Genomic DNA, 22,487 nt, shown 5'->3' with positions numbered 1-22,487 from the left:
GGATTAGGCAAGAGCCTCGCAGTTTACTGCGTCCGCATGACGAAGTGGAAACACCCTTGCGATGGATCTTGAGGCCTGCCGACGCAAGTGCGAAGCCCGTCGTCCGGAACAGGCGCGAGTGTAGGGCTGGCCTCGTTCGAAAGTCAATTAATCTTCTGTCTTATATAAGACATAAGACATTCTATAAACGGGCTGGACGCGTTTGAGGCTTTTGTGGTGAAATCGCCAGTTATGTCGAGTACATCCAGCCCTCAATCCGCCGTCGTGCCGCCATCCAATGGCGGCGAGGCTGGCACGCAGCCCGCGTCTGCGGGCGCTGGGGCTGGATCGCCCACGTTCAGCCCGCTGTATCAGCAGATCAAGACGCTGATCCTGCAGAGCCTGCAAGCCGGTGAATGGAAGCCGGGCGAAATGATCCCCAGCGAAATGGAATTGGCCGCCCGCTACAAGGTGAGCCAGGGCACCGTGCGCAAGGCGATCGACGAGCTGGCTGCCGAGAACCTGGTGGCGCGCCGGCAGGGCAAGGGTACGTTCGTCACCACGCATTATGAAGAGGGTGTGCAGTTCCGCTTCCTGCGTTTGATGCCGGAGCAGGGCGAGCAGCACTACCCGAGCAGTCGCGTGCTGGAGTGCAAGCGCATGCGCGCACCCGCCGAGATTGCCCGTCTGCTCGATCTCAAGGCTGGCGACAGCGTTGTGCAGATCCGCCGCGTGCTGTTCTTCTCCAGCGAGCCGACCGTGTTTGAAGAGATCTGGCTGCCGGGCGCAAGCTTCAAGGGGTTGACGGCTGAAAAGCTGACCGAATGGAAGGGGCCGATGTACGCGTTCTTCGAGGCGGAATTTGGCGTGCGCATGTTGCGCGCGACCGAGCGCATTCGTGCCGTGGCGGCCGATGCGGCCACGGGCGAGCTGCTGTCGGTGCAAGCCGGATCGCCGCTGCTGTCGGTGGAGCGTGTGTCGCATACGTTCGGCGATAAGCCGGTGGAGCTACGCCGTGGCCTGTACGTCACGACGCGGCACTACTACCAGAACGAGCTGAGTTGACGACGCGCCGTCGGGACTGCTTCTGCAGGCCGGCGGCGTATTGATTTGTGGGGCGCGCAACGGCGTATTGCGCGTCACGAGGGCTGTGTACAAAGGATAATCGCCCGCGCATCACGCCACTGGCAGGCGAGGGCAGGAAGCACAAAAGTGGAGCGCGCCGAGTGGAATTATTGGTGCGCTGCGCAACAAAAGCGCGATAGAATCGTGCGGATTTGTGCAAAGCAGTTTTGTTAGTTGATTAGCCAATGGGGTCTGACATGGCAGAAGCCGTCAAGAAAGCCAGACCGGAATTCAGGAACATCGGTTTGGGCGATCTCGCCCGCTACCGCTTGCCCTGGGCCGGTAAGGTATCCATCCTGCATCGTGCCAGCGGTGCACTGATGTTCCTTCTTCTTCCGTTCGTGTTGTATTTGCTCGAGCAAAGTCTCACGTCGGAAATCAGTTTCGCCAAATTCACGGCGCTTCTGTCTAGCGGCTTCGCCAAGGTGGTCGTCCTCGCGCTGATCTGGGCTTACCTGCACCACTTCTGTGCCGGCATCCGCTATCTGCTCCTCGATTTGCATGTCGGCATCGACAAGGCCACTTCGGCCAAGTCGGCCGTGAGCGTGCTGATCGTCAGCCTGCTGCTGACCGTCGTGTTCGGCGCCAAGCTGTTCGGCCTGTTCTGAGGAGCTCCTGATGGCAAATAACAATATTGGTCCCAAGCGCCTTGTCGTTGGCGCGCACTACGGCCTGAAGGATTTCCTCGCGCAACGCGTCACCGCCGTGGTCATGGCGGTCTACACCGTTGTGCTGCTGGCGGCGTTCCTGCTCTCGAAAGACACGTCGTATCAAAGCTGGGCTGGCCTGTTCGCCAACCAGTGGATGAAGCTGCTGACGTTCGTGGCCTTCCTGTCGCTCACGTATCACGCCTGGATTGGTGTGCGTGACATCTGGATGGACTACGTGAAACCCGTGGCAGTGCGTTTGACGCTGCAAGTGTTGACGATTCTGTGGCTCGTCGGTTGTGCGGGCTACGCAGCTCAGATTCTCTGGAGGGTTTAAGTCATGGTCGCAGTCAAGACGGGTCTGCCGCGTCGCAAGTTCGACGTCGTGATCGTCGGTGCAGGCGGCGCGGGCATGCGCGCATCGCTGCAACTCGCAGAAGCCGGCCTCTCGGTGGCCGTGCTCTCGAAGGTTTTCCCCACCCGCTCGCACACCGTGGCGGCGCAGGGCGGTATCGGTGCTTCGCTGGGCAACATGAGCGAAGACAACTGGCACTATCACTTCTACGACACCATCAAGGGTTCCGACTGGCTCGGCGACCAGGATGCGATCGAGTTCATGTGCCGCCAGGCGCCGAACGTGGTCTATGAGTTGGAACACTTTGGCATGCCGTTCGACCGCAACGCGGATGGCACCATCTACCAGCGTCCGTTCGGCGGTCACACGTCGAACTACGGCGAGAAGCCGGTGCAACGTGCTTGCGCTGCTGCCGACCGTACCGGCCACGCGCTGCTGCACACGCTGTATCAGCGTAACGTGCGTGCCAAGACCCACTTCTTCGTCGAATGGATGGCGCTGGATCTGATCCGCGACCAGGATGGCGACGTGCTGGGCGTAACCGCGCTGGAAATGGAAACTGGCGAGGTCTACATCCTCGAAGCCAAGACGACACTGTTCGCCACAGGCGGTGCTGGCCGTATTTACGCCGCTTCCACCAACGCCTTCATCAACACGGGTGACGGTCTGGGCATGGCAGCGCGCGCTGGCGTGCCGCTGGAAGACATGGAATTCTGGCAGTTCCACCCGACCGGCGTAGCCGGCGCGGGCGTGCTGATCACCGAAGGCGTGCGTGGCGAAGGCGGCATCCTGCGTAACAAGGATGGCGAGCGCTTCATGGAGCGTTACGCTCCGACGCTAAAGGATCTGGCACCGCGTGACTTCGTGTCGCGCTCGATGGACCAGGAAATCAAGGAAGGCCGCGGCTGTGGCCCGAACGGCGACTACGTATTGCTCGACCTGACGCACGTCGGTGCCGAGACCATCATGAAGCGTCTGCCGTCCATTCGCGAAATTGGCCTGAAGTTCGCTAACGTGGACGCCATCAAGGAACCGATTCCGGTTGTGCCGACCATCCACTACCAGATGGGCGGTATCCCGACCAACTATCACGGTCAGGTTGTGGCACCGAAGAACGGCAATCCGAACGAAGTCATCAACGGCTTCTACGCGATCGGCGAATGCTCTTGCGTGTCGGTGCACGGCGCCAACCGTTTGGGCACGAACTCGCTGCTGGATCTGGTGGTGTTCGGTCGTTCGGCAGGTAACCACATCGTTGCGCAGAACCTGAAGAACCGCGAGCACAAGCCGCTGCCGGCAGACGCTGCAGACCGTGCGCTGTCGCGCCTGGCCAAGCTGGATTCGTCGAGCTCGGGCGAGTACGCACAGGACGTTGCCAACGACATCCGCCGCAACATGCAGTCGCACGCCGGCGTGTTCCGTACACAAGCCCTGATGGACGAAGGCGTCCAGCGCATCATGGAAGTGGCTGAGCGTGGCGCCAACATCCACCTGAAGGACAAGTCCAAGGTGTTCAACACCGCGCGCGTCGAAGCGCTGGAAGTGGCCAATCTGGTGGAAGTGGCCAAGGCCACGATGGTGTCGGCTGCTGCCCGTAAGGAATCGCGCGGCGCACACGCCCACAGCGATTTCCCGAACCGCGACGACGAAAACTGGCTCAAGCACACGCTGTTCTACAGCGAAGGCAACCGCCTGGAATACAAGCCCGTGACGATGAAGCCGTTGACGGTGGAAAGCGTGCCGCCCAAGGCCCGTACGTTCTAACCGGAAGGACCCACAAAAATGAAGCGTATTTTTGAAGTCTATCGCTACGATCCGGACAAGGACGCAGCGCCCCGCATGCAGACCTACGAGGTTGAACTCGACGGTCACGAGCGTATGCTGCTCGACGCGCTGGTCAAGCTGAAAAAGCTGGATGAGTCAATTGCGTTCCGTCGTTCGTGCCGCGAAGGTGTGTGCGGCTCCGACGCCATGAACATCAACGGCAAGAATGGTCTGGCCTGCCTGACCAACATGCGTGAACTGCCCGAGAAGATCGTGCTGCGTCCGCTGCCGGGGCTGCCCGTGGTGCGCGACCTGATCGTCGATATGACGCACTTCTTCAACCAGTACCACTCGATCAAGCCGTTCCTGATCAACGACGAGCCGCCGCCCGAAAAGGAGCGTCTGCAGTCGCCGGAAGAGCGTGAAGAGCTGGACGGTCTGTACGAGTGCATTCTGTGCGCGAGCTGCTCGACGTCGTGCCCGTCGTTCTGGTGGAACCCGGACAAGTTCGTCGGCCCGGCCGGCCTGCTGCAGGCCTACCGCTTCATCGCCGATAGCCGCGACCAAGCGACCAGCGCGCGCCTCGACAACCTCGAGGACCCGTATCGCCTGTTCCGCTGCCACACCATCATGAACTGCGTCGATGTGTGTCCGAAGGGTCTGAACCCGACCAAGGCCATCGGTAAGATCAAGGAACTGATGGTGCGCCGCGCGGTGTAAATCGCAAGGCACCCAGCGTCGCCGGAGCGGTTTTCCGGCGACGCGTCTTTTGAGAAGCATGACCGCTGTGAATACCCCAACGTTCTCTCACCAATCCGATCCGCACAAGCGCGCGCGTCTGCGCTGGCGTGCCCGACGTGGTTTGCTGGAGAACGATATCATCGTCGAGCGCTTCTTCAACCGCTATGAGACCGAACTGTCAGATGATGACGTTGCCGCACTCTCGCAGTTGTTTGATCTGCCTGACAACGACCTGATGGATCTCCTGCTTGCACGCAAGGAGCCGGAGGGCGAACTCGACGTGCCGCAAATCCAGCACGTCCTGACCTTGCTGCGTTCGGTCTGACACCGGCGCACGAGAGGTTGCCGCAAGACGAATCGGTCAAGCCGCCCCCCACGGCACAGTGCGATCCGTCTGGCGGGAGTCTCCCGTATTCATTTTCATAAACAGCAGAAAGGAAACCGACATGACGCCGTCCGAAGTGAAAGCCACCCTATCGTTTTCCGATGGCTCGCCCAGCGTTGAGCTGCCGATCTACAAGGGCACGGTCGGGCCCGACGTGATCGACATCCGCAAGCTGTACGGTCAGACGGGTAAGTTCACGTACGACCCCGGCTTCATGTCGACTGCGTCGTGCAATTCCAAGATCACCTACATCGACGGCGATAAGGGTGAGTTGCTGTACCGCGGCTACGCCATCGACGATCTGGCTAGCAAGTGCGATTTCATGGAAATCTGCTACCTGCTGCTGAAGGGCGAACTGCCCAACGCCAAGCAGAAGGAAGAGTTCAACCATGTGGTGACGAATCACACCATGGTGCATGAGCAGATGCAGTTCTTCCTGCGCGGTTTCCGCCGTGACGCTCACCCGATGGCCGTGCTGACGGGCCTAGTGGGTGCGATGAGCGCGTTCTACCCGGACGCTGCCAACATCAATGACCCGCGTGAGCGCGAAATCTCGCAGATTCGCCTGATCGCCAAGCTGCCGACGCTGGTGGCCATGGCATACAAGTACAACATCGGCCAGCCGCTGATCTATCCGCAGAACAACCTGTCGTACACCGGCAACTTCATGCGCATGATGTTTGCCACGCCGTGTGAAGACTACAAGGTGAATCCGGTGCTGGAGCGCGCGCTGGACCGCATCTTCATCCTGCACGCTGATCACGAGCAAAACGCTTCGACCTCGACGGTGCGTCTGGCGGGTTCGTCGGGCACGAACCCGATCGCTGCCATTGCTGCCGGTATCGCCTGCCTGTGGGGCCCGGCGCACGGTGGTGCGAACGAAGCCGCACTGAACATGCTGGAAGAGATCGGCTCGGTGGACAAGGTTCCGGAGTTCATCAAGCAGGTCAAGGACAAGAACAGCGGCGTGCGCCTGATGGGCTTTGGCCACCGTGTGTACAAGAACTATGACCCGCGCGCCAAGCTGATGCGCGAAACCTGCCATGAAGTGCTGAACGAGCTGGGCCTGCACAACGACCCGCTGTTCAAGCTCGCCATGGAGCTGGAAAAGATCGCGCTGGAAGATGAGTACTTCGTCAGCCGCAAGCTGTACCCGAACGTCGACTTTTACTCGGGTATCGTGCAGCGCGCGCTGGGCATCCCGTCGTCGATGTTCACCTGCATCTTCGCGCTGGCCCGTTCGGTGGGCTGGATCTCGCAGTGGGAAGAGATGATCACCGATCCGGAATACAAGATCGGCCGTCCGCGTCAGCTGTTCAACGGCGCCGCCACGCGCGAAGTGCCGTCGATCGACAAGCGCTAAGCCAGTCTTTTTGCATCACAAGAACCCCGCCCGGGAAACCGGCGGGGTTTTTTGTCGCCCGAAGATTGTCCGGGCGAGCTTTCGCGAAATGACGAAACCCCCTTTCGCCAGTCACGTCCGGTGTGCAATGCACTGGGTGGCATAATCGATCACTCCCCACGAAACTGCTCGCGCAACCGCCTCGACGCTCAAATCGGAGCGCGTTGTGCACGGATCGCATCATGGCCAAGACGCTCTACGACAAACTCTGGGACGATCACGTCGTTCATACCGAAGATGACGGCACGACCGTGCTCTACATCGATCGCCAACTGCTGCACGAAGTGACGAGCCCGCAGGCGTTCGAAGGCCTGAAGATTGCGCAGCGTCCGGTGTGGCGCATCAGCGCCAACCTGGCTGTGTCGGACCACAACGTGCCGACCACCGATCGTTCGCACGGCATTGCCGACCCGGTTTCCAAGCTGCAGGTCGACACGCTCGATGCCAACTGCGACAGCTATGGCATCACGCAATTCAAGATGAACGACAAGCGTCAGGGCATCGTGCACGTGATCGGGCCGGAACAGGGCGCGACGCTGCCGGGCATGACGGTGGTCTGCGGTGACTCGCATACCAGCACGCACGGTGCATTCGGCGCGCTGGCGCACGGCATCGGCACGTCGGAAGTCGAGCACGTGCTGGCCACGCAAACGCTGCTCGCGAAGAAGAGCAAGAACATGCTCGTGAAGGTGGAAGGGACGTTGCCGCGCGGCTGCACTGCCAAGGACATCGTGCTCGCCATCATCGGCAAGATCGGTACGGCGGGCGGCACCGGTTACGCCATGGAATTCGGCGGGTCGGCCATTCGCGCGCTGTCGATGGAAGGGCGCATGACGGTGTGCAACATGGCGATCGAAGGCGGCGCACGCGCTGGCATGGTCGCCGTGGATGACGTCACGCTCGAATACATCAAGGGCCGCCCGTTTGCGCCGCAAGGTGTGGAGTGGGAGCAGGCCGTCACCTACTGGCGCACGCTGCACTCCGACGAGGGCGCCCACTTCGACCGCGTGGTCGAGCTGCGCGCAGAAGACATTCGCCCGCAGGTGAGCTGGGGCACGTCGCCGGAAATGGTGGTCAGCATTGAAGACCGCGTGCCGGATCCCGAGAAGGAAAAAGACCCGAACAAGCGCAACGCCATGGAGCGCGCGCTCGAATACATGGGCCTGCAGCCGAACGTCGCTATCAGCGATATCAGCATCGACAAGGTGTTCATCGGCTCGTGCACCAACAGCCGCATCGAAGACATGCGCGCTGCTGCTTGGGTTGTGCAGAAGCTGGGCAAGCGCATCGCCTCGAACGTGAAGCTGGCGATGGTCGTACCGGGCTCCGGCCTTGTGAAGGAGCAGGCCGAGCGCGAAGGGCTCGACAAGATCTTCAAGGCAGCCGGCTTTGAATGGCGCGAACCGGGCTGCTCGATGTGTCTGGCGATGAATGCCGACCGCCTCGACCCAGGCGAGCGTTGCGCATCCACGTCCAATCGCAACTTCGAAGGCCGTCAGGGCGCGGGTGGTCGCACCCACTTGGTGAGCCCGGCGATGGCCGCTGCGGCCGCGCTGGAAGGCCACTTCGTCGACGTGCGCAAGCTCGCTTGAGCGGCAGGATAGAGAGAGCAATCATGGAACAATTTACCATCCACACCGGCCTCGTGGCGCCGCTCGACCGCGAGAACGTCGACACCGACGCCATCATCCCGAAGCAATTCCTCAAGTCGATCAAGCGCACGGGCTTTGGTCCGAACCTGTTCGACGAATGGCGCTACAAGGATGTGGGCGAGCCCGGCCAAGACAACAGCAAGCGTCCGCTGAACCCGGATTTCGTGCTGAACCAGCCGCGCTATCAAGGCGCCTCGATTCTGCTGGCGCGCAAGAACTTCGGCTGCGGCAGCTCGCGTGAGCACGCACCGTGGGCGCTGCAGCAGTATGGCTTCCGCGCCATCATCGCGCCGAGCTTTGCCGACATCTTCTTCAACAACTGCTTCAAGAACGGCCTGCTGCCGATCGTGCTGACGGAGTCGCAAGTCGATCACCTGTTCAATGAGACGCTGGCATTCCCCGGCTATCAGTTGACGGTGGATCTGGACAAACAGGTCGTCGTCACGCCGGGCGGCACGGCGTATCCGTTCGACATTACGGCCTTCCGCAAGTATTGCCTGCTCAACGGCTTCGACGACATCGGCCTGACCCTGCGTTATGCCGATCAGATCAAGGCGTACGAAGCGCAGCGCCTGGCCAAGATGCCGTGGCTCGCGCACAAGCTCGTCGGCTGAGCTGACACAGAACATCAAGGAAGGACACAAGGAAAGCGCATGACCAAGATCGCAGTGTTGCCGGGTGACGGCATTGGCAAGGAAATCGTGGCCGAGGCCGTCAAGGTGCTGAACGCGCTGGGCGAGTCGTTCGAGATGGAATTCGCGCCCGTGGGTGGCGCCGGCTATGAGGCCAAGGGCCATCCGCTGCCGGAAGACACGCTCAAGCTTGCCAAGGAGGCGGACGCCATCCTGTTCGGCGCCGTGGGCGATTGGAAGTACGACACGCTGGCGCGCGAGCTGCGCCCCGAGCAGGCCATCCTCGGCCTGCGCAAGCATCTGCAGCTGTTCGCCAATTTCCGCCCGGCGATCTGCTATTCGGAACTGGCCGGCGCATCGAGCCTGAAGCCCGAGATCGTAGGCGGCCTCGACATCCTGATCGTGCGTGAACTGACGGGCGACATCTACTTTGGTCAACCGCGCGGTGTGCGTGCAGCGCCGGACGGCCTGTTTGCCGGCGCGCGTGAAGGCTTCGACACCATGCGCTACAGCGAGCCGGAAATCCGCCGCATCGCGCACGTCGCTTTCCAGGCCGCTGCCAAGCGCGGCAAGAAGCTGTGCAGCGTCGACAAGGCCAACGTGCTGGAGACCTTCCAGTTCTGGAAGGACATCGTCACCGATGTGCACAAGGAGTATCCGGACGTCGAGCTGTCGCACATGTACGTCGACAACGCCGCCATGCAGCTCGTCAAGGCACCGAAGAACTTCGACGTGATCGTCACCGGCAACATGTTCGGCGACATCCTCTCGGACGAGGCTGCCATGCTGACGGGTTCGATCGGCATGCTGCCGTCGGCGTCGCTGGATGCGAACAACAAGGGCCTGTACGAGCCGTCGCACGGTTCGGCGCCGGACATCGCGGGCAAGGGCATTGCCAACCCGCTGGCGACGATCCTGTCGGCGGCGATGATGCTGCGCTACTCGCTGGGCAAGGCCGAGCAGGCCGATCGCATCGAGAACGCCGTCAAGAAGGTGCTGGCCCAGGGCTATCGCACTGGCGATATTCTGACGCCGGGCTGCAAGCAGGTCGGCACAGTGGAGATGGGTGAAGCCGTGCTGGCTGCCCTGTAAGTCGCAAGGTACGTTGCGGCGTCGTCACTTGACGCGCCGCAACTGTGTTTTTTTCGGCGGACACATGTTGCAGTGCATTGTGTATCTGCTAATTCGTGTATATTTTTACGAATGATCTCGACCGCGCTTCTCTTTGGCATTCTGGGCACCCTGGCAATCGCTGCCACGGGCGCTGCCGCACGCGCACGCATTGCGACTGTCGAGATTCGCACGACCACCAAAACCATTACCAAAAAAACGATCTCGTAGATCGTCCGGTCGTGTCCGTTCGCCTTCCCCGCGCGGTCACCGCCGGGCGCACGAGGCGGGGAAAATCACTAAGGGTTCCACATCATGAAGGTAGGTCTCGTCGGTTGGCGCGGCATGGTCGGCAGTGTGCTGATGCAGCGCATGCAGGAAGAAAAGGATTTCGACCTGATCGATACGGTGTTTTTCAGCACCAGCAACGCCGGCGGCCGCGCGCCCGCATTCGCCAAGACGGATGCGCCCCTGGCCGACGCCAACGACATCGAAGCGCTGAAGGCTTGCGACACGATCATCACGTGCCAGGGCGGTGACTACACCACCGAAGTTTTCCCGAAGCTGCGCGCTGCCGGCTGGAACGGCTACTGGATCGACGCCGCGTCGACCCTGCGCATGGAAGACGATGCCGTGATCGTGCTGGACCCGGTCAACCTGTCGCTCATCAAGAACGCGGTGGCTGCGGGCACCAAGAACTTCATCGGCGGCAACTGCACGAATTCCATCCTGCTGATGGGCGTGGGCGGTCTGTTCCGCGAAGGACTGGTCGAGTGGGTCAGTTCGATGACCTACCAAGCGGCTTCGGGCGGTGGCGCCAACCACATGCGCGAACTGCTCAAGGGCATGGGCGTGATCCACAACGCCGTGGCTGACGAACTGGCCAACCCGGCGTCTGCCATCCTGGATATCGATCGCAAGGTTGCCAAGACCATTCGCGAAGACGTGCCGACCGAGTTCTTCCCGGCGCCGCTGGCTGGTGGCCTGATCCCCTGGATCGACAAGCAGCTTGACAATGGCCAGTCGAAGGAAGAGTGGAAGGGCCAGGCCGAGGTCAACAAGATCCTGGGCAATGCTCAGCCGGTCCCTGTGGATGGCCTGTGCGTGCGCATCGGCGCGATGCGTTGCCACAGCCTCGGTCTGACGCTCAAGCTCAAGCGCGACCTGCCGCTCGAAGAGATCGAGCAGATCATCCGCTCGGGCAACCCGTGGGTGAAGTGGGTCCCGAACGACCGCAGTATCACCGAAAAGGAACTGACCCCGGCGTCTATCACCGGCGGCCTGCAGATCGGTGTGGGTCGAGTGCGCAAGTTGAACATGGGGCCGGAATACGTCAGCGCCTTCGTGATCGGCGACCAGCTCTTGTGGGGGGCTGCCGAACCGCTGCGCCGCACGCTGCGCATCCTGCTGGGCAAGTGATGCCGGCTTTGCATTCGTTGTTGGGTCGGCCGCGATGATTGTCGTTGCGGCCTGACAACAGAAAGTGCGCTTTTTCCACCAACGCCGCGCAGCCTGCGCGGCGTTGTGCCATCTGGGTGCCCACGGGCTGTAACGTTGGTACACAATAGCGGCCAGAATTGCGGCAAGAAAGCCGGCCACCCATTCGTGGGGTGGACAGGCACGGGGAAGGGTTGGTGCCACGTCGAAGCATTCGCATTCCGGGGGGTACGCCGAATGCTTCAGAATCTCGTCAATTGTGTCGTTTTGATAAAAATCGACGGCGGTTCGATACCTCAGCTTTTCACCTTTTGAGTGAACTTGCTGCGCTAACTCGTTGATGTTAAGTTCGTTTGCACATTAAAAGATAACGGAGTCGAAGGTGAGGGTGAGCCAATACCGCCGGAGAGAATCGTCCCATCGCAGTCCTAGCTGGTCGGCTGTCGCTATTGCTGCGGCAAGCCTGCTGCTGATCCAGCCCGCGGCGCATGCAGCCGGTTTCGGTGCGCTGCACGTGCGTTCGAGCCTTGGCCAGCCGCTGCAGGCCGATATCGATCTGACCGGTGTGACGCCCGAAGAGGCGCAAAACCTGGTTGCAAAGCTGGCTGCTCCGGATGCCTATTCGCGCGCCGGCCTGAGCTACAACCCGATTGTCTCCTCCCTGCGTGCATCGCTGGAGCGCCAGTCGAATGGCAACTATGTGGTGCGCCTGCGCTCCACCCAGCCCGTCGCCGAACCGTTTGTTGATGTGCTGGTTGACCTGAATTGGGCAAGCGGCCACGTTTCGCGCGCCTATACTTTCCTGCTGGACCCGGTGGGCTCCAGCAATACCGCACAGAATTTTGCTCCGACGCCGGTGGTGCAGGCCACGACGCCAGGCGCCGTTGAGCCTGCGGCGGCGTCCACCGCTCAGCCGCAAGCTGCAGCCCCAGCGCCTGCGTCAACGGCCCCAGCGCGTCAGCCGCGCACCGCAACTCGCCAGGCTGCGCGCCAGCAGCAGGCCGCGCCCGCCGCTTCGGCGCCGGATGCTACGCCGGGCGGTTCGTATACCGTGCAGCGTGGCGACAGCCTCTACGACATTGCCTCAACCGCCTCGCAAGGCCAAGACGCTGTGTCGCTCGACCAGATGCTGTTGGCGATGTACCGCAACAATCCCAACGCGTTCATCGGCGGCAACATCAACCGTCTGCGTACCGGTTCGGTGCTGAAGGTGCCGTCGCAGGCGGAGGCACAGAAGGTTTCCCCGCGTGAAGCCCGTCGCGAGGTAGTCGCACAGACTTCCGGTTTTGCCGGCTATCGCAATCGCCTGGCAACCGCCGCTGAAGCCAACGCCGCCACTGATACCGATTCCGCCCGCCAGCAAAGCGGCAGCGTATCGGCACGCGTGCAGGACCAGGCGACGCCGGCTGCCGGCGGTCGTGATGAGCTGCGCCTTTCTAAGGCCGATCGCACCGGCAAAGCCAACGCTGCTGCGCGTGACGAAGAACTCGTCGCCAAGGAGCGTGCGCTCAAGGACATGGAATCGCGCGTTGCCCAGCTGGAGAAGAACCTCTCCGACATGCAACGCCTGGTGGAACTGAAGAACGCCGAACTGGCAAAGGCTGCCAGTGCGGCCAAGCCGGCTGCGGGCGCTGCGCCGGCAACGGCGGCACCTGCTGTAGCGGCTGCCAACGCACCGGCTCCGGCGGCGGCAGCGTCCTCGCCGACACCGGCTCAACAAGCCGCCCAACCGGCTGCTGCCGCTCCAGCAGAGGCCGCACCTGCAACACCGGCTGCCTCGGCAACAGCCGCAGCCGCATCTGCTCCGGAGGCAGCGTCTGCACCGGTGGCTGCGGCTTCGGGTCCGCAGGCAGCGGCCAGCGCACCGGTTGCCGCTGCATCGGCTCCGGCTGCTGCACCGAAAAAGGCACCGGTCGTGGTGGCACCGCCGGCACCGATCGCAGAAGAATCGTTCCTCTCGTCCGTATTGGGCAACCCGATGGCCCTGGGCCTGGGTGCGGTGGTGGTGGCTCTGCTGGGCGGTTTGGCAGTGTATCGCCGTCGCCAGCAGAAGCCTGAGCAGGCGCATGGCTTCCAGGACAGCCTGTTGTCGCAGGAAAGTACCGTGATGGCGGGCGCTAACTCGCTGTTCGGTGCGGCCGGCGGCCAAAGCGTTGATACCTCGCAGCACAGCGTGTTCGGTGCGGATTTCCGCATTGGCGGCAGCAACGAGAGCAACGAAGTCGATCCGATTGCTGAAGCGGATGTCTATATCGCTTACGGCCGCGATGTGCAGGCCGAGGAAATTTTGCGCGAGGCGCTGGAACAACATCCGGATCGCCAAGCTATTCGTTTGAAGTTGATGGAAATTTACGCAAATCGTCAGGACGCACACGGCTTTCAGACCATTGCAGAAGAGATGCTGGCACAAGTCGGCGCTGCTTCGCCGGAATGGGCTGAGGCAGCTGCGATGGGCCGCAAGTTTGATCCCGCTAATCCGCTATACCTGACGGTGCAGGGTGATACGCCGCATCCGACGGCTGAGGTGCACGCTGAACACAGCCACGGAGGTGCCGCAGCTGCCGCCCTGGCCGGCGTGGGTGCGGTAGCTGCTGCGGAAGCCTTCAAGCCGACCGTGACGGGTGAAACCACGCGCCGCGGCGACGACTGGACCACGCTGTCCCCGGATCTGGACCCCTCCGCGCCGTCGACCAAGGCTCCGCAACTGGCGGATCTGGACTTGCCGCTGGAGTCGTTCCCGGCGCCGGCCGCTGGTGACCCGATCACTGCATCGGCTGAGGCTGCTGAGGTGTTCAAGCCGCACGCTGAGCCGGAGGCCGATCTGCCGCAGTTCAACGCACATGCTGGTGAGGCCTACCAACCGGTGGCTGCGCCGCCGATGCACATGGACCTGTCGGACCTGTCGCTGGATCTGAATCCGACGCCGCCGGCAACCGAGGCCGCACCGGTTGCTCCGGCTGCCATGGCTGAAGAAAGCCTGCCGGCCTGGGCCCAGCCGACGGATCTGTCGCAGGCGCCGATGCACTTCGATGCCGAGCCGCATCACGCCGAGCACGAACATGTCGCCAACGATGAGCCGCAATCGGCCATCCGCCTGGACACCAACCTGCCGCACACGCTGTCCGGTGAGCATGGGGCCGATGGCGTGCGCGATCTGCAGATCAAGTTTGATCTGGCCAAGGCCTACATCGAGATCGGCGACAAGGAAGGTGCGCGCGAGCTGCTGCAGGAGGTGCTGGACCTGGGCGATCCCTCGTTCCACGCCGAGGCACAGGCCCTGATGCGTCAGATCGGCTGATCGCCAGTCGACATAACGTAGTCAAGCTCAAGCTTCATCAGCGCCGGCAGGGTGGTATCCTGCCGGCGTTTTTCTTTCCGCACGAGGATTCACAAGGCATGACGCGTATCGCGCTCGGCATCCAGTACGACGGTGCCGCGTTTTCGGGGTGGCAATCGCAGCCACACGGCAACACTGTGCAAGACATGCTGGAGGCAGCATTGCGCCAGTTTGCCGGCGTGCCACTGCAGACAACCGTCGCTGGCCGCACCGACGCTGGCGTGCACGCGCTGGGGCAGGTTGTGCACCTCGACACCGACCTCGTACGCGATCCGTTCTCGTGGGTGCGTGGCACCAACGCCTTCCTGCCATCGAGCGTGGCTGTGCGCTGGGCGCAGGAGATGCCGGAAGACTTCCACGCCCGCTTTTCCGCTCATCGCCGCACGTACTACTACGCGTTGACCTTCGGGCCGACACGGGCACCGCTGCTCGACAGCAAGGCTGGCTACGTCATGCTGCCGCCTGGCAAGTCGCTTGATGTCGCTGCCATGCACGAAGCCGCGCAGGTACTGGTCGGCGAGCACGATTTTTCCTCCTTCCGTGCCGCGGAATGCCAGGCCAAGTCACCGGTCAAGACGATGTATTCGATGGAGGTGCGCGGCGAGGGCGAGTGGGTGTTCGTGCGCATTCGAGGGAGCGCCTTCCTGCATCACATGGTGCGTAACATCATGGGCTGCCTGGTGGCGATCGGCCGGGGCCGCCAGCCTGCATTGTGGATGGCTGATGTACTGGCTGCCCGTAGCCGCTTGGCAGCTGCGCCCACGTTCATGCCTGATGGCCTGTATCTGGCTGAGGTCGGCTATCCTGACGCCTTCTCGTTGCCGGCGTCTCCCACTACGGCCAGCCTGTTCCGAGGCGTGTTCGACGAGCACGCCGGCCTGTGAATCCCATTCTTGCCATGTCGCTGCACCGAACCCGCATCAAGCTCTGTGGCCTGACCCAGTCGGCCGACGTTGATCATGCTGTCGCGCTGGGGGCTGATGCCATCGGGCTGGTGTTCTACCCGCCCAGCCCGCGTTACGTTGCGACGGAGCATGCCGCCGAGTTGGCCCGTCGTGCCGGTCCCTTTGTCACCGTGACGGGACTGTTCGTCAACGCCAGCGCGGACGACATTGCCCGTGTGCTCGACCAGGTGCCGCTTACGCTACTTCAGTTCCATGGTGACGAAACCCCCGAGCAATGTGCCGAGATCGCCGGGAAGGTAGGGCTGCCGTGGTTGCGCGCTCTGCGTGTTCAGCCGGGGGCCGATTTGGTAGAATTCGCCGATCGGTTTGCCGCTGCCCAAGGCCTGCTGCTCGACGCATTTGTTGAGGGATATGGCGGTGGCGGCCACGTCTTCGACTGGACCCTGATTCCCCCACAATGGCTCCCGCAATCGCCATCCGTGCTGCCAACAAGCGCCGCTCCTCGGCTCGTTTTGAGTGGTGGGTTGAGCGCGCAAAACGTCGCTGGCGCGATTGAGCGCGTGCGGCCCTACGCTGTGGATGTCAGCAGCGGGATCGAGGCCGCACGGGGCGTGAAAGATCACGCCCGCATGACCGCATTCGTGCGTGCGGTCCGCGAGGCCGATGCTGCCCTGGGCGCATCGGTGCAAGCCTGAGCCAATCTGGCCGGTAGGGCTTGCTGGCTACCTTGCGGTTCGCACCTTCCTGACTTTCTCCGCCAATGGGTCTCCCGACCGACCTGGCGGATGCCTCGAGAGATTGCCATGTACAACCTGCCCGACGCCCACGGCCATTTCGGCCCTTACGGCGGCACCTTCGTTGCGGAAACGCTGTCCCACGCGCTGGATGAGTTGCGCGACGCCTATGCGCGCTACCAGCACGATCCCGAATTCATCAAGGAATACGAGTACGAGCTGAAGCACTTCGTCGGCCGTCCGTCGCCCATCTACCATGCCCGCCGCCTGACCGAGCACTGCGGCGGCGCGCAGATCTACCTCAAGCGTGAAGACCTGAACCACACCGGCGCGCACAAGGTGAATAACGTCATCGGCCAGGCGCTGCTGGCACGCCGCATGGGCAAGCCGCGCGTGATTGCCGAAACAGGCGCTGGCCAGCATGGCGTGGCCACGGCCACCATCGCTGCGCGTTACGGCATGGAGTGCGTCGTCTACATGGGCAGCGAAGACGTGCGCCGCCAAGCCGCCAACGTCTATCGCATGAAGCTGCTGGGCGCGACGGTGGTGCCGGTAGAGTCCGGCTCCCGCACGCTCAAGGACGCGCTGAACGAGGCGATGCGCGACTGGGTCACCAACGTGGCCGACACCTTCTACATCATCGGCACGGTGGCGGGCCCGCACCCCTATCCGATGATGGTGCGCGACTTCCAGGCCGTGATCGGCGAGGAATGCAAGGTGCAGATGCCCGAGATGATCGGCCGTCAGCCGGACGCCGTGATCGCCTGCGTGGGCGGCGGTTCCAACGCCATGGGCATTTTCTATCCGTACATCGACCATGCCGACGTGAAGCTGATCGGCGTGGAAGCAGCGGGTGAGGGCATCGAGACGGGCCGCCATGCGGCGTCGCTCACGGGTGGTTCGCCGGGTGTGCTGCACGGTAACCGCACGTACCTGCTGCAGGATGACGACGGCCAGATCATCGAGACGCATTCGATCTCGGCGGGTTTGGATTACCCGGGCGTTGGACCTGAGCACTCCTGGCTGAAGGACGCCGGCCGCGCGGAGTACGTCGGTATCACCGACAAGGAAGCGCTGCAGTCCTTCCACGACCTGTGCCGCATGGAGGGCATCATCCCGGCGCTGGAATCGAGCCACGCGCTGGCGTATGCCTGCAAGCTGGCACCGACGCTGCCCAAGGACAAGATCCTGCTGGTGAACCTGTCGGGTCGTGGCGACAAGGACATGCATACCGTCGCCGAATTCTCCGGCATCAAACTCTAAAGGCACTGGCACCCGCATGACCGAGCGCGCCATCGACGGCATCTTCAACGAGGACTGCATCACCGGGGTCGGGCATCTGGCTGACGGCAGCGTGGACCTCGTCATCGCTGATCCGCCATACGGGCTGGGCAAGGACTACGGCAACGACTCCGACAAGCTGTCGGGCGATGCCTACCTGGCCTGGTCGGAACGCTGGATCGACGCGCTGGTGCCGAAGCTGGCGCGCAACGGTTCGCTGTACGTGTTCTGCACGTGGCAATACGCGCCGGAACTGTTCGTGATGCTCAAGCAGCGACTCATGATGATCAACGAGATCATCTGGGATCGCCGCGTGCCCAGCATGGGCGGCAGCACGCGCAAGTTCTCGTCGGTGCACGACAACATCGGCTTCTTTGCTGCTTCGCGCGACTACTACTTCGACGTCGACGCCGTACGCATTCCGTACGATGCGGAGACCAAGAAAGCGCGCAGCCGCAAGCGTTTCGAGGGTAAGAAGTGGCTGGAAGTCGGCTACAACCCGAAGGACGTGTGGAGTGTGTCGCGTCTGCACCGGCAAGACCCCGAGCGCGCCGAACACCCGACGCAGAAGCCGCTGGAATTGGTCGAGCGCATGATCCTGGCGAGCTGCCCGCCGGGCGGCCTCGTGCTGGACCCGTTCCTGGGCAGTGGCACCACAGCTGCGGCATGTGCAAGACTTGGCCGCCGTTTTGCCGGCTTCGAGATCAATGCCGACTATTGCCACGTCGCGCGCGAACGCGTGGCTGCCGTGCACGCGGCAGCGCCTTCTGCCCAATCGACTGAATCCGAGGCGCCCGACATCATCAAGGTCGCCTGACACACTGATCCCCCTATGTCCCGCATCGCTCAAACCTTTTCGCAACTGTCCGCGCAGGGCCGCAAGGGCCTGATTCCGTTCATCACGGCGGGCGATCCGTACCCCGAGATGACCGTCGACCTGATGCACGCCCTGGTCAAGGGCGGCGCCAACGTCATCGAACTCGGCGTGCCGTTTTCCGACCCGATGGCCGATGGCCCGGTCATCCAACGCGCCTCTGAACGCGCATTGGCGAAGAAGGTCGGCCTGCGCACCGTGCTGGAGTACGTGCGTGCATTCCGCACCACCGACACGACCACGCCCGTGGTGCTGATGGGCTACGCCAACCCCATCGAGCGCATGGGTGTTGACGCCTTCGCAAAGGCCGCATCCGAGGCCGGTGTGGATGGCGTGCTGGTGGTCGATTACCCGCCCGAGGAGTGCGAGGGTTTTGCCAAGACCATGCGCCAAGCCGGTATCGATCCGATCTTCCTGCTGGCACCCACGTCCACCGAGGCGCGCATTGCGCAAATCGCCCGCGTGGCCAGCGGCTACATCTACTATGTCTCTCTCAAGGGCGTGACCGGCGCGGCCACCATCGATCTGGACGCCGTGGCGGCGCGCATCCCGCAGATTCGCCAGCACGCGCGGCTGCCGGTAGGGGTCGGTTTTGGCATCCGTGATGCGGAAACGGCACGTGCAATCAGCGGTGTGGCCGACGCGGTGGTCATTGGATCCCGCATTGTGCAATTGCTTGAAGAGGCACCCCGCGAACAAGCGGTACAATACTTGACTGATTTCATCGCGGAGATTCGCCAGGCGCTGGATGCCTGAGTCACATTCTTCGCGCGAGCGCATTCAAGGAGCACGCATGAGCTGGCTGGACAAACTGCTTCCGCCCAAGATCCAACAGACCGACCCGTCGCAACGCAAGGGCATTCCGGAAGGCCTGTGGGTCAAATGCCCGGCCTGCGAGTCGGTGCTGTACCGTACCGACGTCGAAGCCAATCTGCACGTCTGCCCGAAGTGCGATCACCACATGCGCATCGGCGCACGTGCCCGCCTGGATGCACTGCTGGACGCCGAAGGTCGTTTTGAGTTGGGCCAGGAGATCCTCCCGGTCGATCCGCTCAAGTTCAAGGACAGCAAGAAATACCCCGACCGCATCAAGGCCGCCATGGAAAACTCCGGCGAGACCGATGCAATGGTCGTGCTGGGCGGTGCCATTCATGCGTTGCCGGTGGTGGTGGCCTGCTTCGAGTTCGAGTTCATGACCGGCTCGATGGGCTCGGTAGTGGGTGAGCGCTTCGCGCGTGGTGCGCAGATGGCGCTGGAGCAGAAGGTGCCGTTCATTTGCGTGACGGCTTCGGGCGGCGCGCGCATGCAGGAGAGCCTGCTGTCGCTGATGCAGATGGCCAAGACCACTGCGATGATCCAGAAGCTGGCCGAGGCCAAGCTGCCGTTCATCAGTGTGCTGACCGATCCGACCACGGGTGGTGTGTCCGCCAGCTTCGCCTTCATGGGTGATGTGGTGATTGCCGAGCCCAAAGCGATGATTGGCTTTGCCGGCCCGCGCGTGATCGAGCAGACCGTGCGCGAAAAGCTGCCGGAAGGCTTCCAGCGTGCCGAGTTCCTGTTGCAGAAGGGTGCCATCGACATGATCGTCGACCGCCGCAACATGCGCCGCGAGATCGCCGAACTTTTGGCGCTCTTGCAAAAGCAACCGGTCGACGCACTGGCCTGATGCACCACATCTGTTGAACCGAGGCGCGGGCGAGAGTCCGCGCTTCTTGTTTTTGCGCGGCAGGTTTCCACAAAGCCGTGCCACACACCGTTCGCATGCCTACATTCGACAACCTTCCCGATTGGCTCGCCCACCTGGAAACTGCACACCCGGTCGGCATCGACATGGGCCTCGCCCGCGTCAGCCGCGTGCGTGACGCGTTGGGTCTGGAGTTCAAATCCGTCGTCTTCACGGTTGGCGGGACCAATGGCAAAGGCTCGACCTGCTCGATGCTGGAGGCGATTCTACTGGCCGCCGGTTACAAGGTTGGTTGCCACACGTCGCCGCACCTGATCGACTTTAATGAACGTGCCCGCGTGAACGGCGAGATCGCCACCGACGCGATGCTGCTGCCGCATTTCGAAGCGGTTGAGCGCGCGCGCTGCAGCCTGAGTGACGACCGCGGCGAGCCGGTCAGCCTGACGTACTTCGAGTTCACCACGCTGGCGATCATGCATTTGTTTGCCAACGCAGGGCTCGATGCGGTCATTCTCGAAGTTGGCCTGGGTGGGCGGCTGGACGCGGTCAATATCATCGACACGGATTGCGCCATCATCACCAGCGTCGACCTGGACCACATGGCCTACCTGGGTGACACGCGCGAGGCGATCGGCTTTGAGAAGGCCGGGATCTTCCGCCCGGGCAAGCCGGCGATCTGCTCCGATCCGGTGCCGCCCATCTCCCTGGTCAAGCAAGCCGAGGCCATTGGCACAGACCTCTGGCTGATTGGCCGCGATTTCAACTTCCAGGGCGACAAGCAGCAGTGGGGTTTCAGCGGGCGCGGGCGGCGCTGGCCGAGCCTGGGCTATCCGGCGCTGCGCGGTGCGAATCAGTTGCTGAATGCCTCGGCGGCGCTGGCTGCGCTGGAGTCGGTGCGCGACCGGTTGCCTATCTCCGCGCAGGACGTGCGTTTGGGGCTGTCGCAGGTGGCATTGCCCGGTCGTTTCCAGGTCATGGCTGGTCGCCCAGCAGTGATCCTGGATGTGGCGCATAACCCGCACGCAGCGGCGGCGCTCGGCCAGAACCTCGAAAACATGGGTTTCTTCCGCTACACCTACGCGGTGTTCGGCGCCATGCAGGACAAGGACATCGCCGGGGTACTCGGCCACATGCTCGATAAGGTCGATCATTGGTGCTTGACCGATCTGCCGACGCCGCGTGCAGCCAGCGCCGCGCGCCTGGAGCAGGCACTGACGGATGCCGGCTTCCAAGCAGGCAAGGAGTCGAGCGTGAGCACATTCAGCGATCCCGCCACAGCCTATCGCAACGCCATGGAGCGTGCGACTGAGGATGATAGAATCGTGGTCTTCGGATCGTTCTTCACCGTTGCTGGTGTGCTTGCGGAGCGCAAGAACCGCGCGCACTAGTCAAGCGCATTGCCAACATTGGGCAGCGCCGGGTCACAGGACGACCCGGGCGTCGGCGCTGCCCTCGCATGCATCGTCTGAGAGCCAAACCGAGCGCAATCCATGGGACTGTTTTCCATCTTCTCCTCCCGCAAGAACGCTGAAGGCGAACGCTCACGCGGCGCCGCTGGCAGTGCCGCCGATGTGGCCCGCGATGCGGTCCATGAATCGCGCACCTCGTCCCGCGCATCGTCGAATTCCCGTAGCCGCGCCTCTCGCCGTATGGACGATGACGACGATGGTCTCGACCCCGAACTCCCGCAAAAGCAGCGCGCCCGTCGCCGATTGATCGGCGCGGTGGTGCTGGTGGGGGCCGCTGTGGTGGTATTGCCGCTGGTGTTTGACGCCAAGCCGCGCCCTGTGACCGATGCAGTGGCTGTGCAGATTCAGGATCAACCGATCGACCGGGGCGCCAAGGCGTCTACCGATGAACCCAAGGTAGCGAGCCGTCGTTCTGCACCGCGTGCACCGGGCTCGTCGGCAGACCAACCGCAAGCGTTGGATCAGGGCGAAGAGGTGGTTGCTTCTGCTGATACACCGACAGTCAACCCGCCCACGCCGGCACCTGTGCAGAACACGCCGTCGGCCAAGCCGACACCGCCCAAGACGGTCGCCAGCCTGACGCCGCCCCCCGATTCCAAGCCGGCTGCCAAACCGGCCCAGCCTGTGCCACAAGCCACCGCGCCCAGCACGGATGCCAGCGGCAACAAGTTCGTCCTGCTGATTGGTGCGTTTGCCTCTGAAGACCGCGCGCGCAATTGGCTGAGCAAGCTCAAGGCCGAGAAGATTCCCGGCTACATCGAACACAAGAAGGTGCCTGAAAAAGGGGATCTGGCGCTGCTGCGTGCAGGCCCATTCAGCGATCGTGCTGCAGCGGAAGCCGCGCAGAAGCGCGCCGAGCAGATCGGCCTGACCCCCAAGCTCGTTCAGCAATAACGATGCTGGATTACGTGCACTCGCCAGATTCACTGACCTGCCACACCACCTGTAGTCCAAGTCAATCCAAGCCGCTGTCC

Annotated in this window: 20 protein-coding genes; all 20 read left to right on the top strand. The window is 62.7% G+C overall.

The window, feature by feature from the left end; translation table 11 throughout:
- Positions 1-231: 231 nt before the first annotated feature.
- The 20 genes from JHD73_RS10730 to JHD73_RS10635 all read left to right on the top strand — a co-directional run bounded on the left by JHD73_RS10730 (position 232) and on the right by JHD73_RS10635 (position 22,407).
- On the top strand, positions 232-1,044 hold the full coding sequence (locus JHD73_RS10730; RefSeq protein WP_199030273.1) for a GntR family transcriptional regulator: 813 nt from the start codon (positions 232-234) through the stop codon (positions 1,042-1,044).
- A gap of 257 nt (positions 1,045-1,301) precedes the next feature.
- Entirely contained in the window at positions 1,302-1,712 is a 411-nt protein-coding gene (gene sdhC / locus JHD73_RS10725) for a succinate dehydrogenase, cytochrome b556 subunit (protein ID WP_199030272.1), read from the top strand.
- Between the two features lie 10 nt (positions 1,713-1,722).
- Positions 1,723-2,088 carry a succinate dehydrogenase, hydrophobic membrane anchor protein gene (gene sdhD, locus JHD73_RS10720; protein WP_048932753.1) on the top strand — a complete coding sequence of 122 codons (366 nt, stop codon included), beginning with the start codon at positions 1,723-1,725 and terminating at the stop codon, positions 2,086-2,088.
- A gap of 3 nt (positions 2,089-2,091) precedes the next feature.
- Positions 2,092-3,870 carry a succinate dehydrogenase flavoprotein subunit gene (gene sdhA, locus JHD73_RS10715; protein ID WP_199030271.1) on the top strand — a complete coding sequence of 593 codons (1,779 nt, stop codon included), beginning with the start codon at positions 2,092-2,094 and terminating at the stop codon, positions 3,868-3,870.
- An 18-nt stretch (positions 3,871-3,888) separates the two neighbouring features.
- A complete protein-coding gene (locus JHD73_RS10710; RefSeq protein ID WP_199030270.1) occupies positions 3,889-4,590 on the top strand; it encodes a succinate dehydrogenase iron-sulfur subunit in 702 nt (233 codons plus the stop codon).
- A 58-nt stretch (positions 4,591-4,648) separates the two neighbouring features.
- Positions 4,649-4,936 carry a succinate dehydrogenase assembly factor 2 gene (locus JHD73_RS10705; RefSeq protein ID WP_199030269.1) on the top strand — a complete coding sequence of 96 codons (288 nt, stop codon included), beginning with the start codon at positions 4,649-4,651 and terminating at the stop codon, positions 4,934-4,936.
- A 121-nt stretch (positions 4,937-5,057) separates the two neighbouring features.
- Complete coding sequence (gltA, locus tag JHD73_RS10700; protein WP_039599688.1) at positions 5,058-6,359, top strand: citrate synthase; 1,302 nt, start codon at positions 5,058-5,060, stop codon at positions 6,357-6,359.
- Between the two features lie 221 nt (positions 6,360-6,580).
- On the top strand, positions 6,581-7,990 hold the full coding sequence (gene leuC / locus JHD73_RS10695) for a 3-isopropylmalate dehydratase large subunit (RefSeq protein ID WP_199030268.1): 1,410 nt from the start codon (positions 6,581-6,583) through the stop codon (positions 7,988-7,990).
- A gap of 23 nt (positions 7,991-8,013) precedes the next feature.
- Positions 8,014-8,664, top strand: a complete 651-nt coding sequence (gene leuD / locus JHD73_RS10690) for a 3-isopropylmalate dehydratase small subunit (protein ID WP_199030267.1) — start codon at positions 8,014-8,016, stop codon at positions 8,662-8,664.
- Between the two features lie 39 nt (positions 8,665-8,703).
- Positions 8,704-9,774 (top strand): 3-isopropylmalate dehydrogenase, encoded by a 1,071-nt coding sequence (leuB, locus tag JHD73_RS10685; RefSeq protein WP_199030266.1) that lies wholly within the window; start codon positions 8,704-8,706, stop codon positions 9,772-9,774.
- Positions 9,775-10,107: 333 nt separating this feature from the next.
- Positions 10,108-11,211, top strand: coding sequence for an aspartate-semialdehyde dehydrogenase (asd, locus tag JHD73_RS10680; RefSeq protein WP_199030265.1), 1,104 nt, complete (start codon positions 10,108-10,110; stop codon positions 11,209-11,211).
- A 400-nt stretch (positions 11,212-11,611) separates the two neighbouring features.
- A complete protein-coding gene (tapV, locus tag JHD73_RS10675; protein ID WP_199030264.1) occupies positions 11,612-14,527 on the top strand; it encodes a FimV/HubP family polar landmark-like protein TapV in 2,916 nt (971 codons plus the stop codon).
- Positions 14,528-14,625: 98 nt separating this feature from the next.
- Entirely contained in the window at positions 14,626-15,450 is an 825-nt protein-coding gene (gene truA, locus JHD73_RS10670; RefSeq protein ID WP_199030263.1) for a tRNA pseudouridine(38-40) synthase TruA, read from the top strand.
- A 14-nt stretch (positions 15,451-15,464) separates the two neighbouring features.
- Positions 15,465-16,166 carry a phosphoribosylanthranilate isomerase gene (locus tag JHD73_RS10665; protein ID WP_199030275.1) on the top strand — a complete coding sequence of 234 codons (702 nt, stop codon included), beginning with the start codon at positions 15,465-15,467 and terminating at the stop codon, positions 16,164-16,166.
- A 108-nt stretch (positions 16,167-16,274) separates the two neighbouring features.
- Positions 16,275-17,468: a tryptophan synthase subunit beta gene (trpB, locus tag JHD73_RS10660; RefSeq protein ID WP_199030262.1), complete on the top strand. Its 1,194-nt coding sequence runs from the start codon at positions 16,275-16,277 to the stop codon at positions 17,466-17,468.
- A 16-nt stretch (positions 17,469-17,484) separates the two neighbouring features.
- The gene (locus tag JHD73_RS10655) at positions 17,485-18,303 is read left to right on the top strand and encodes a site-specific DNA-methyltransferase (RefSeq protein ID WP_199030261.1); all 819 of its coding nucleotides are present in this window, start codon (positions 17,485-17,487) and stop codon (positions 18,301-18,303) included.
- 15 nt (positions 18,304-18,318) lie between these two features.
- Complete coding sequence (gene trpA, locus JHD73_RS10650) at positions 18,319-19,116, top strand: tryptophan synthase subunit alpha (protein WP_199030260.1); 798 nt, start codon at positions 18,319-18,321, stop codon at positions 19,114-19,116.
- Between the two features lie 37 nt (positions 19,117-19,153).
- A complete protein-coding gene (gene accD, locus JHD73_RS10645) occupies positions 19,154-20,026 on the top strand; it encodes an acetyl-CoA carboxylase, carboxyltransferase subunit beta (RefSeq protein ID WP_199030259.1) in 873 nt (290 codons plus the stop codon).
- 95 nt (positions 20,027-20,121) lie between these two features.
- Entirely contained in the window at positions 20,122-21,432 is a 1,311-nt protein-coding gene (gene folC, locus JHD73_RS10640; protein WP_199030258.1) for a bifunctional tetrahydrofolate synthase/dihydrofolate synthase, read from the top strand.
- Positions 21,433-21,534: 102 nt separating this feature from the next.
- Entirely contained in the window at positions 21,535-22,407 is an 873-nt protein-coding gene (locus JHD73_RS10635; RefSeq protein ID WP_199030257.1) for an SPOR domain-containing protein, read from the top strand.
- The last annotated feature ends 80 nt before the right edge of the window (positions 22,408-22,487 follow it).

It is taken from the genome of Ralstonia sp. ASV6 (assembly GCF_016429285.1).
Taxonomy (GTDB): domain Bacteria; phylum Pseudomonadota; class Gammaproteobacteria; order Burkholderiales; family Burkholderiaceae; genus Ralstonia; species Ralstonia flaminis.
The sequence above is the reverse complement of the archived record's forward strand: the minus strand, read 5'-3'. Positions and strand labels throughout refer to the sequence as shown.